This window comes from Eubacterium sp. AF22-8LB, assembly GCF_003458715.1.
In the GTDB taxonomy this organism is placed as follows: domain Bacteria; phylum Bacillota_I; class Bacilli_A; order Erysipelotrichales; family Erysipelotrichaceae; genus Holdemanella.
In genome coordinates, this window is sequence record NZ_QRVI01000011.1 from 66825 (window position 1) to 78326 (window position 11502).

An 11502-nucleotide genomic window follows, 5' to 3' on the forward strand; every position below is an offset into this window, starting at 1 on the left:
AAATAGTTATTTACAACTAACTCCAATTGATATATACTATGGACAGTTAGTTATGTCTAACTTTAAAGGAGGTTCTTATATGAAATATGCATTCGCAAGTCGCACAGGTAATGTGGAAGAAATCATTAATTCTTTAGGTATAGATGCCCTTCGCATTAATGATGGATCTGAAAGCATTGACGAACCATTCATCTTATTTACATATACAGATGGCTATGGTGATGTTCCTGCAGAAGTAGACAGCTTTTTAATGGCGAACGGCTCATTAATTCAAGGTGTTGTATGTTCTGGAGATACAGGTTATGGTGAAGCGTATTGTCAGGCAGCCGATAAAATCAGTGAAGATTATGGCTGTGAAATTCTATATAAAGTAGAAAATGCAGGTACGCCTGAAGATATCGAAAACATCAAAAAATCGATTGGAGCTTAATTATGTCAAAAAAACGTTTTGAATCTTTATTGGCTAACTATTGTGCACCGGCATTAAAACAATGTAAATATGCCAATATGTTTCACCTTCCAAAAAACGACAACAGTATTAAGATATTGATTCAACAATACAACCAACAGCTGAATTCAAAAGGGATATTTTTGATCCTCATTGAACAAGAATTTCAATACACCATTTATGTATACAATTCCAAACTTAAAGACTATATTTCCTCAAATGCAGTTCAAAACTTTTTAAAATCCTATCATTATCCAAATACTTTTGAACTGTGTATACAAGAACTCAAAAAAAGACTTAATACAAATAACTTTCCTCATGAAATAGGTGTATTTCTTGGATATCCTTTAGATGATGTGATTGGTTTTATTGAACACAAGCCCTTTTATTTAGTTGGAGATTGGAAGGTGTATCAAAACGTGAATGAAGCCCAAAAACAATTTGATTTATTTAAACAAACAAAAGAAAAAATGTTAAATCAAATTCATCTTGGTTATGAATTAGCTCAAATCATTTAAAAAAAGAAGCTGCAAAGAATTAAATTAAAACTCTTACAGCTTCTTTTTTATTTATTTAAAACATAAGCCAAGGTTAATCGAGCACACTCTTCAATCGCATGAATACTTGTTCTTTCATATCCATGTGAGTTCATACATCCAACCCCAAATACAGCAGGCATTACATTATTTCCTGAGCGAATGGCAGCCGTCGCATCGGATCCAAAACGATAGAAAGTATCCACACAATACTCAATTTGATTTTCTTTTGCCAAGTTGATCAAATGTGTTGTCAATCCCCAATCATATGGAGAATAATGATCGCTAGCACCAATGGAAACCAACTTTTCTGAGCCATGGTTATCTGGTCCAATCAAACCAATATCTAAAGACACATATTCACTGACTTCACTTGGTACATAGGCACCTCCATGTCCAATTTCTTCATATATCGGAAATGCGAATAAGGTATTGAATGCAGGCTTCAAGTCATTTTGTTTTAATTGACGCAACACCTCAATTGCGGCTACCACCATAGCTTTATCATCAATATGACGAGACTTAATAAAACCAGATTTTGTACGTTTAAAACGTGGTTCAACACTAATTAAATCGCCATTTTCAATTCCTAAATCATATACATCTTGAGCACTATTCACATCTGCATCTAATAAAATAGCTTCATTATTAATATCACGCTCACGACTTCTCGCATCATCAAACACGTGAACTGAATGAGATTTACAGATTACCATTCCTTCAAAAGTTTTTCCATTACGCGTATGAATATAAACATTTTCCCCTTCTACATTATGAAAATTAATTCCCCCAAGATTTTTAACTTCAATCCATCCATTTTCCATCACATGACGTACTTGTAACCCAATCGTATCTAAATGAGCGCCTACACAAACTGTCTTACTTGAATCTATTCCAGGTACACGAACATAAGCTGTTCTTTTATTGTCATATTCAATTTCATACCCCATCTTACCAACTATTTTAGCTAACTTCTTGTGGATCTCAGGATAAAAACCAACTACACTCGGTGTGTTGATTAATTCTTCTAAGTCTTTTAACATTTCTTCTGTATTTATCTTGAACCTCTCATCACTGAAGTGACGAGTGTTCTTAGATTGCATTATAAAACACTCCATTTCTTAAAATATATTATATTGCTATGTTACAATATATATATGAAAATAATTATCTCACCTGCAAAAAAAATGAAAACAATTGATGATATAAACATGGAGTGCACAACACCCATATTTTTATCTAAGACAGATGAACTTTTACAACATCTACAAAATTTAAGTTACACAGATTTAAAATCCTATTTAAAATGTTCAGACTCCATTGCCAAAAATACCTTTGAACAGTTTCAAAATATGGACCTAGACAAAAATACAACACCCGCCATTTTATCGTATTCTGGTATCCAGTACCAATATATGGCACCCCATGTATTTACGGATGAACAAATGAATTATATTCAACAACATCTTTATATTCTTTCTGGTTTTTATGGTCTATTAAAGCCATTCGATGCAATCACACCATATCGTTTAGAAATGCAGACAAAATGTCCCTTTTCCCTCTATGATTTTTGGAAGGATGATATCGCAAATCAAATCAATGAGCCTATTTTAAATCTTGCCAGTGAAGAATATGCCAAAGCTGTAAGAAAATACAAAACATTAATCGATGTGCGCTTTATAGAAGAGAACGGAAAAGAAAAGGGTGTATATGCCAAAATGGCAAGAGGAGCTATGATTCGTTATATGGCAGAAAACAATGTCCAAAATATAGATGACATCAGGCATTTCTCAGAACTTGGATATTATTTTGATTCAAATGAAAGTACAGAAAAAAATTTTATATTTAAAAAAAAGCTATCTTCTTCATGATAGCTTTTCTAATAGTTCTACAACCATTTGTGTTTGTTCTTTATATGCTTGATAAGCCTCTTCATCCTTATTTAAAATCACATCCATGAAATCCTGACACTCATACAACATATGGTCAGGTTGCTCAATACTGATTTTTTCTTTTGTGTCTACAGCCTTTTTGCCTATCTGATCTTTCTTAGGTGCATCAAAATATACATCTTTACATACACCACTGCTTGCACCCGAAACAATCAATGTACCTTCATCACCTTGTAGATATACAGTATATGGACTTGAACAATCTTTAGCCCCTGTGCATGTCGCAATAAAGTCTGGATACTGCATAATCACAATTCCGCTTGTATCAATTCCGTTATATCCCGTATTTTTGAAATAATGAATATCATCAGGTTTACCAAATATACCTGTCACAAAGTGAAGATTGTATACATTAATATCCATTAAAGCTCCACCATTGAAGGCTGGATCAAACGCGTTTGTATGAATATGATCTTTATACTTTTGATATTTAGATGAATACTGCGAGAAATTACATTGCACCATCTTGATTTCTCCACATTTTAAAAGATTATCCTTGATGATCTTATAGTTTGGCAAATGAATGTTAGTAATGGCCTCAAAAATATATACGCCATTCTTTTGTGCAATCTCAAATAAATCATTACACTCCTTTAAAGTCGGAGTAAATGGTTTTTCATTAAGCACATGCTTCTTATGCTCCAAAGCCATTTTGCACTGTGGATAGTGTAAAGAATTAGGGCTTGCCACATAAACAATGTCTACATTTTCATCATTCAACATTTCTTCCATATCTGTGTAATATGTACAAACGCCATGTTTTTCAGCAAATTCTTTTGCACGTTCTTCTGTTCTTGAATAAACACAATATAAATTATATCGACCATCCATTCGCATAGCTTCAATCATACGATCTACAATAACACCTGAACCAATTGTCGCAACATTCATCATGCTTTTTCTCCTTTGGGTTTTACCCAGTTATTTTCTTTTTTCTTTCTTTGTTTCTTTACTTTTCGATAAATTATAAAGCGAACACCATCATCACTATTTTCTCCCTTCACAATGTAATGGTTTGCCTTACAAACCTTAAATACAATCGAAAGTCCCAAACCAAAACGACCACCTTCACCTTTTTCATAGGGTCTAAATAAAGATTCAATACGATCCTCTGGCATTTTTGGACCATCATTACTGATGCATAACCAATCTTCACGAACCTCAATCTTAATATATGACTTCGCATAGCGGAATGCATTTTCCATAATATTTTCAATCGCAACACGCCAAGCTTCAATCAAGCCATCAAAGAAAACCTCTTCCACATCTGTTATGACTTGAATTTCAGGACGTAGAACAGCCGAGTTTAACACAACCTGCTCCACAACATCTTTCATATTAGTAACAACGCCCTCCGCATCACTGGCCACTAAATATTCAACACGATTCATATATAGTAAAGAGTGAACTTTATTTTCTAGTCTTTGTGCATTATCCAAGATTACATCGACACTGCTTTCCAAAGTTCCATATGGATATATACCATCCTTTATCGATTCTGCATAAGACTTAATCGTCGCAATTGGCGTTTTCAAATCATGTGAAATATTATGAATCATATCTTCTTTAGCTTTATCCTGCTTTTTAAGTTCATCATTCATTTTAACAATCGCATTCGCCATTTCACCAATCTCATCATCACGATTTAAATGTAATTCCACTTCTTTTCCGTCCTTGATCTGTTCAATATAGTCTCGAATTAAATTCAGTGGATGAATGATAGAAAATACCCACATTAAAATAATCAAAAAAACAATCATAAACGCAATCACAATAACGTAGACAGTTGAATTAATCAATGAATCTCGAAACTGCGTCGCATATGTGTCATCCATAAAGCTAGCTAATATAACACCATCATGACAATGAATCATACGATAATAATATTTTGAATTTGCGACTGTAACCGTTCCTTGTAAAGCCTCATCACTTTCCGAATTCATTTGTCTCGATTGATCCAATAGATATTCATAGACTTTATGGTTCACTTTTTGCGTATTTTGAACCGCAATATTAGCTATACTTCCATTTTGAATAAGACAATTCGTTTGTACATTATCACTAGCCATAAACGCATAGATATCATCTAAGCTGTTTGTTTGTTTCGAATCAATCAAGCCCACAATTGGTGTCTGCCGATTTAAGATAAGTTCATACATTTGTTTCGTAATTGTACGATCAATATTGTCACTGACAAACACAAAGAAAAACATAATAAAAAATATCAAAACCGTCAAAATAATTGTTAATATTTGACGTGTTAAGGACATTTTTTGAAAATAAAAGGTTGGTCCCTTCATAAAAACATCACCTCATCATTGTTACTATTATTTTATCATAATTAAAAGAAAAAGATGATACACAAAGTATCATCCTAATCGATATCCATATCCATAAATTGTATGAATATTTAAATTTGGAAGCTTTTTACGCAAACGACGCAAAGTATCATCGACAACACGATCACTACCAAAATAATTTTCATCCCAAACATTTTCTAGAATTTTATCTCGTGAAAACGCAATCCCTTTATTTTTGATAAACATCATTAATAAGTCGAATTCTTTGGTTGTCAACTCTATCTCAACATTATCGGCATAGATTTTTCTTTGTTCTTCATCCAATTCATAACCATCAATACTAATACGATTATTATCATCACGATAAGCACGCTTAATAATATTGTTGACTCTTAATACAAGTTCCTTGGGTGAAAATGGTTTTGTGATATAGTCATCACAACCTTTTTCTAAACCAATAATACGATCAAATTCTTTATCACGAGCACTCATGAAAATAACAGGAGTTTCTGGTCCTTGTAAACGTATTTCCTCAATTAAATCAAAGCCAGATTTATCATCTAACATGATATCCAAAATCCACAAATGTACATCGTCATCAGCAACATGTGCACTTGCTTCTTCATAAGTATAGTAAGAATGAACCTCATAGCCTTCTTTGCGTAAATATTGGGCAACTAGATTATTAATATCCTTTTCATCCTCAACAATGCTTATGACTCTTTTCATAAAGCCACCCTCTTTCTAAAAATTATTTGCTTCTAAGAAATCTGTAACACGCTTAACGTATTGGGCGCATAGCTCATCTGTTTTCGCTTCTACCATGACACGAATCAATGGTTCTGTTCCACTAGGACGAACTAAAATTCTACCTTCATTTCCTAAATCAGCTGCAACTGAATCTACAACAGCTTGTAAATCTTGACTTTCTAAGCATGCATTTTTATCTTTTACTGTTACATTTTTCAATAATTGTGGATAAATAAACAATCCATCACTTAATTCCTGTAAAGACTTGCCTGTAGCTTTCATAATTTCTAAAATCTTTAATGCTGTCATAAGTCCATCACCAGTCACTTCATGTTCTAAGAAAATGATATGACCACTTTGTTCTCCACCAATCCAGTAATTATTCTTTTGCATTTCTTCAAATACATATTTATCACCAACAGCCGTTTGAATATAGTCAATTTTATTTGCATCTAAAGCCTTATACAAACCTAAATTAGCCATAACAGTAGTTACACACATGTTTTTATTCAAGCGATTTACAGATTTCATGTAACGAGAACAGATGTATAAAATATAATCTCCATCACAAAGCTTGCCATCTGAATCCACCATAATTAAACGGTCGGCATCTCCATCAAAGGCAAAACCAATATCATAGTCTCCTTCACGCATCATTCTTTGTAGGCCTTCTGGATGTGTAGATCCACACTTATTGTTGATATTCACACCATTTGGCGAACTATTGATCGCATCGACAGTTGCACCTAAAGAATCTAAAGTTTCAATAGCTGTACTTGTGGCAGAACCATTTGCTAAGTCACAAAGAATTTTCATTCCAGTTAAATCAACAGGAACACATTCCTTTAACCAGCTCATATAGATTTCTAATCCATCTTCCCATTCAAAGTATTCACCAATATGGTCCCCTGTTACAAGGTCAAGATCAGTAAGTCCATCCATATATTTTTCAACTTCAAGAAGCAATTCTTCTTCCATCTTTTCCCCATTATGATTAAAACATTTAATTCCATTATCATAATAAGGGTTATGGCTTGCACTAACCATGATTCCACAGTCAAATCTTTCTTTACGAACCAAGTAAGAAATAGCAGGTGTAGGACATACACCTAATAAATATACTTGTGCACCCATACTTGTAGCACCAGCCGCAAGACCTAATTCAAACATATCTCCACTTAATCGAGTATCTTTACCAATTAAGATTTTCGCATGTTTTTCTTTTCCATAATACCACCCTAAATACTGTCCAATTTTAATAGACATATCAAGTGTTAATCCTTCATTCGCTCTTCCACGAACCCCATCTGTTCCAAAATACTTACCCATTACTCTGAATCCTCCTTGTCTGATGTATTTTTAGCTATTTTCACACTTGCGCGCACCGTATCCGGTGAAAGCACAACATTTACTCTGTTTCCCTTGGCATCATACGCTGCTAAAGTTGCATTCGCATCAAAATCTTGAATTTGTCCTGTACAATCTATCAATGCCTTTACAACTCGAATTGAATTTAATTGATTTTGACTTGCCGTAATCTTAACTGTCATCGTATCTAATTCTGGTGTTTCAAAATCACTAACCTTCTGGTTGGTTCCCACAAGTAATTCTGGTTGAATTGTAAAACTCTTTGTAACTTTTTTAGAAAGCGTAACATCTATGGTAGCGGGATCTATCACTGCTTCAATTTTTTCCGGTAAATTTTTTACCTTCAAATTAATGATATTTTCTCCCTCAGAATATCTTTTCAAATCGGCAACCACTTGCACACTTGACTTAGAACGGAACACCTGAATGCTAGTTGCATCCCCTGTTAATGAAACATCAACTGTGCTAGGTACTCCAGATACATCATATTTATCTGTATCTGCCAATACTTCAACAGCTACATTTCTAAGATCCACAGTCGTTCTTGTATCGTTAAACAATTTAAGGCTAATATCCTCATAATTGATAACCACACAAATCATAATCGATAAAACTAAAGAAATAATCACAGATCCCTTTTTATCAAACAATATACGATCTACAAGCTTACTTACTTTTTGAAAAATCAATGTCACTAAACTATGTAATTCTTTGATCCATACGGAAGGGCCTTTTTTATTTGGAGTTTCCATGTTGACTGCCCTCCTTTTTCTGTTCATATAAATTCACAATTTCAATCGCCTTAACACGCTCATCTTTATTCGCATCTTCCTCTTGCTTCTTTGCACGTTTTCCCATGGATTTAGCCTGGTTCAACATTGGAACAAGAATCGAAGAAGTATTCTCACTTGTTTTTGGCACTAAGACATTTGTCAAATAACGTTGTAATCCTTCTGGAGGATATTGCGTTAACTGCCCATTTACCGCAACTGAAATATTTCCCGTTTCTTCACTAACAATAATTGTTATGGAATCTGTAATCTCACTAATTCCAACAGCCGCTCTATGTCTAGCTCCATATTTACTTGGTAAATCCTTAGTTGTTGGAGGAAAATAAGCTGCTGCACACGCTATTTTATTTCCCTGAATGATAACAGCACCATCATGCATTGGAGTTCCATACTGAAATATTGTACCTAACAATTCAGTTGAAACTTCAGAATCCATCACAATTCCTGTACGAATAAAATCAGACAAGCTCTGTGTTCTTTCAATAGAAATCAGGGCTCCCGTCTTTGATTTAGACATAGATGAACATGCTTCTACTAATTCACTAATCATTTGTTGAATTTGTGAAACTGAAACATCTGTTGTCAATATAGCTGTTGTTTTACCAACCTTCTCTAACATACCACGAATTTCTGGCTGGAACACAACCAATATAACAACAACTCCCCAGTTCAAGAACATTTCAATCAAATAGTTTAATGCATTTAAGCCAAGCCACACCGCTAGTGCCTTGACCAAAACAATAATCAATACACCCTTTACAAGCTGAATCGTGCGCGAGTTATTTCGCACAATTCTAAGGCCAGAATATATCAATCCCCATACTACTAAAATATCCAATAATAATCGAATCAGGAATGTAATATCAGATAAGGTAAAACTCATCTAAAATACCCCCTTATATTTTTACATATTTTTTGAAATTAAATCACTTACTGAATCATACTCAACTTGAGCATGCATTTTTACATCCGCATCTGCACACGACATAACCGATCCATGCACTCCAAATTCAATTAATGGAATATCGTTATGTCCATCCCCAATTGTATATACATCTTCTTCATTAATATTCGCATACGCAATCAAGAAATCTAAGCCAGTCGCTTTTGAAATCCCCCTTGGAACAATATCAACCACAAAATTATTTGGATATGCCACGACTTGTTCATAATACAAATCGTTAATTTTAGAAGCTACTTCTAAAGCTGAATCTGTATCCTCCATCGATAATACGATTTGTGCAAAATGCGACATATCTAACAATTCAGCCTCTGTTACATCTGGCTTTAAATTGGGGTAACGATGATCCACTGCATCAGGCTGCAATACAATACGATGACGATGAATTCCATCATTCACTACATAACTAATCACGCTATCCAATTTCTTGACATTGTGCAAAATATCTACACAAACATCAAAATTCAAAAAATTTGATAATAATACATTTCCATTTTCATCAAAAACCATACCACCATTATTTGTGATTAAATAATCGCATGGTAAATCAAATGCTTGAACCTGCGCATCAATTGACTCTTTTGAACGACCCGTAACAATCACAAATTTGTTTCCTTGTTCTTTCCACGCCGCAATTGATTTTAAATCTTCTGGCATTACATCCTGTGCATAACGTAATGTTCCATCATAATCTGTAGCTAAAAGCTTCATATAAGTATCCTCAACTTTTCTATTTATTATAATTTTATCACATAATTTCAATAACAAGCAATATTACTATCCGTCCTTGATTCGCAACCCGCGACATATACACCATTCTCTAAACGAACAATGATTTGTCCACGTCCAAACATAGCCCATTCGTCCTCAACTTCAATTTCATGGCCTCGTTTTTTTAATTCAGAAATAATATCTTCATCAAAACCAGGCTCTATAATAAATTTCATGCCTTCCATCCATTGAAAGCGTTTAGCATCCAAAGCCATCTGAGGATTCAAATGAAAATCAATCATATTTGAAACAACCTGCATATGTCCCTGTGGCTGCATATAGCCACCCATAACACCAAATGGACCAACTGGTTTTCCATTTTGTGTCAAAAAACCAGGAATAATTGTATGATACGTCTTTTTATGCGGCATCAAATAATTGATATGCGATGGATTCAAACTAAAATCATATCCACGATTTTGTAAAGAAACTCCATCTACGACAATACCACTGCCAAAGCCCATATAATTAGATTGAATATATGAAACCATATTACCTTCTTTATCCGCCGTACATAAATATACAGTGCCTGATCCATGTGGTTTATCCACACTAGGGGCAAGAGCTATATTTGTGATTTGACTCGCTCTTTGTCTACCATATTCTGGACTGATTAAATCTTGAATAGGCATCTTCATATATTTAGCATCTGTTACATATTCCTTAGCATCCGCAAATGCCATTTTCAACGCTTCCATCTGCGTATGAATACAAGTCGCATCACGACTTTCAAATTTAAAGTTATTTAATATATTCAATGCCATCAACGCAACAATACCCTGGCCATTGGGCGGCAATTCCCAAACTTGATAACCATGATAATCTACATGTATAGGATCGACCCATTCAACCTTGTGATTCTCTAAATCTTTCTTACGTAAGAATCCACCAAATTTTCTTGATTCTTCATCAATTCGATCTGCCAGCTCACCATAATATAAAGCATCCGTTTTTGTGTCCGCAATCTTTTCCAGGGCATCCGCTAATTTTGGCATACAAACCATCTGCCCGGCTTCAGGCGTTTTTCCATCAAAAGTAAAAGTATCATACCACCCATTAAATTCTTCAGTATTTGGAATTGCATTTAAAGCTTTTTTCCACATTCGTGCAATTTCAGCACTTACCGGATAGCCATTTCTCGCATAATCAATTGCGGGTTCTAACAATTGTTTAAAAGGCAAGACTCCAAATCTTTCACTCAAAGCCTTCCAACCCTTTACAGCTCCAGGTACCGTTACCGGTATCCATCCACGTTTTGGAATCTCTGTAATTTGATCAGCTGAAATCTCATAAGGAGAACATCCGGAACTATTCATTCCATACATCCTGTCTTTCATCCATACAATCGCAAATCCATCAGAACCAAGTCCATTTGAGCATGGTTCTACTACAGTTAAACAGGCAGCAGTTGCGATGGCTGCATCTACTGCATTTCCACCAGCTTGAAGCATTCTTAGTCCCGCTTGTGTAGCCAAATTATTTCCTGTACAAACGACTCCATTGCGTGCAATCACATTCATTCTTTTGGATGTAAATGGATTATCATAGTAGTTAATTTTCATATTTTCGTCGAGTAGACTTTGTCTCGACCTCCACCCCTTTCATTATTATTAAAATAATTCTGC

The 11502-nt window shown here is 34.4% G+C and carries 12 protein-coding genes; 3 read left to right on the forward strand and 9 right to left on the reverse strand.

From position 1 onward, the window contains the following. The first annotated feature begins 79 nt into the window (after positions 1-79). Positions 80-430, forward strand: coding sequence for a class Ib ribonucleoside-diphosphate reductase assembly flavoprotein NrdI (nrdI, locus tag DWY01_RS05830; protein WP_117994746.1), 351 nt, complete (start codon positions 80-82; stop codon positions 428-430). Positions 431-432: 2 nt separating this feature from the next. Continuing rightward, positions 433-966, forward strand: coding sequence for a DUF3793 family protein (locus DWY01_RS05835; RefSeq protein ID WP_117994750.1), 534 nt, complete (start codon positions 433-435; stop codon positions 964-966). 47 nt (positions 967-1013) lie between these two features. Here the strand turns inward: DWY01_RS05835 and DWY01_RS05840 are convergent, their stop codons facing one another. Next, entirely contained in the window at positions 1014-2087 is a 1074-nt protein-coding gene (locus tag DWY01_RS05840) for a M20/M25/M40 family metallo-hydrolase (protein ID WP_243001972.1), read from the reverse strand. Positions 2088-2141: 54 nt separating this feature from the next. Between DWY01_RS05840 and yaaA the strand changes: the two genes are divergently transcribed. Continuing rightward, positions 2142-2855: a peroxide stress protein YaaA gene (gene yaaA / locus DWY01_RS05845; protein ID WP_117994753.1), complete on the forward strand. Its 714-nt coding sequence runs from the start codon at positions 2142-2144 to the stop codon at positions 2853-2855. Here the strand turns inward: yaaA and DWY01_RS05850 are convergent. From DWY01_RS05850 to DWY01_RS05885, 8 genes are all read right to left on the reverse strand, one after another. Continuing rightward, positions 2850-3830: a Gfo/Idh/MocA family protein gene (locus DWY01_RS05850; protein ID WP_117994756.1), complete on the reverse strand. Its 981-nt coding sequence runs from the start codon at positions 3828-3830 to the stop codon at positions 2850-2852. The two genes, yaaA and DWY01_RS05850, sit on opposite strands and share 6 nt — an antisense overlap. Next, the gene (locus tag DWY01_RS05855) at positions 3827-5236 is read right to left on the reverse strand and encodes a HAMP domain-containing sensor histidine kinase (protein WP_117994761.1); all 1410 of its coding nucleotides are present in this window, start codon (positions 5234-5236) and stop codon (positions 3827-3829) included. The genes DWY01_RS05850 and DWY01_RS05855 overlap by 4 nt, the downstream gene beginning before the upstream one ends. A gap of 69 nt (positions 5237-5305) precedes the next feature. After that, entirely contained in the window at positions 5306-5965 is a 660-nt protein-coding gene (locus DWY01_RS05860) for a response regulator transcription factor (RefSeq protein ID WP_117570991.1), read from the reverse strand. 15 nt (positions 5966-5980) lie between these two features. Beyond that, positions 5981-7315: a phosphoglucosamine mutase gene (gene glmM / locus DWY01_RS05865; RefSeq protein ID WP_117994764.1), complete on the reverse strand. Its 1335-nt coding sequence runs from the start codon at positions 7313-7315 to the stop codon at positions 5981-5983. Next, a complete protein-coding gene (locus DWY01_RS05870; protein ID WP_117994768.1) occupies positions 7315-8106 on the reverse strand; it encodes a YbbR-like domain-containing protein in 792 nt (263 codons plus the stop codon). Before DWY01_RS05870 ends, glmM begins: the two co-directional genes overlap by 1 nt. Continuing rightward, the gene (gene cdaA, locus DWY01_RS05875) at positions 8090-9028 is read right to left on the reverse strand and encodes a diadenylate cyclase CdaA (RefSeq protein WP_117994772.1); all 939 of its coding nucleotides are present in this window, start codon (positions 9026-9028) and stop codon (positions 8090-8092) included. The genes DWY01_RS05870 and cdaA overlap by 17 nt, the downstream gene beginning before the upstream one ends. Before the next feature lie 21 nt (positions 9029-9049). After that, a complete protein-coding gene (locus tag DWY01_RS05880; protein ID WP_199519891.1) occupies positions 9050-9817 on the reverse strand; it encodes an HAD-IIB family hydrolase in 768 nt (255 codons plus the stop codon). A gap of 47 nt (positions 9818-9864) precedes the next feature. Beyond that, positions 9865-11439: a gamma-glutamyltransferase family protein gene (locus tag DWY01_RS05885; RefSeq protein WP_117994781.1), complete on the reverse strand. Its 1575-nt coding sequence runs from the start codon at positions 11437-11439 to the stop codon at positions 9865-9867. Positions 11440-11502: the final 63 nt, after the last annotated feature.

Coding starts and splice junctions, on each gene's coding strand:
- nrdI (WP_117994746.1), top strand. CDS start 80: ATGAAATATGCATTCGCAAGTCGCACAGGTAATGTGGAAGAAATCATT.
- DWY01_RS05835 (WP_117994750.1), top strand. CDS start 433: ATGTCAAAAAAACGTTTTGAATCTTTATTGGCTAACTATTGTGCACCG.
- DWY01_RS05840 (WP_243001972.1), bottom strand. CDS start 2,087: ATGCAATCTAAGAACACTCGTCACTTCAGTGATGAGAGGTTCAAGATA.
- yaaA (WP_117994753.1), top strand. CDS start 2,142: ATGAAAATAATTATCTCACCTGCAAAAAAAATGAAAACAATTGATGAT.
- DWY01_RS05850 (WP_117994756.1), bottom strand. CDS start 3,830: ATGATGAATGTTGCGACAATTGGTTCAGGTGTTATTGTAGATCGTATG.
- DWY01_RS05855 (WP_117994761.1), bottom strand. CDS start 5,236: ATGAAGGGACCAACCTTTTATTTTCAAAAAATGTCCTTAACACGTCAA.
- DWY01_RS05860 (WP_117570991.1), bottom strand. CDS start 5,965: ATGAAAAGAGTCATAAGCATTGTTGAGGATGAAAAGGATATTAATAAT.
- glmM (WP_117994764.1), bottom strand. CDS start 7,315: ATGGGTAAGTATTTTGGAACAGATGGGGTTCGTGGAAGAGCGAATGAA.
- DWY01_RS05870 (WP_117994768.1), bottom strand. CDS start 8,106: ATGGAAACTCCAAATAAAAAAGGCCCTTCCGTATGGATCAAAGAATTA.
- cdaA (WP_117994772.1), bottom strand. CDS start 9,028: ATGAGTTTTACCTTATCTGATATTACATTCCTGATTCGATTATTATTG.
- DWY01_RS05880 (WP_199519891.1), bottom strand. CDS start 9,817: ATGAAGCTTTTAGCTACAGATTATGATGGAACATTACGTTATGCACAG.
- DWY01_RS05885 (WP_117994781.1), bottom strand. CDS start 11,439: ATGAAAATTAACTACTATGATAATCCATTTACATCCAAAAGAATGAAT.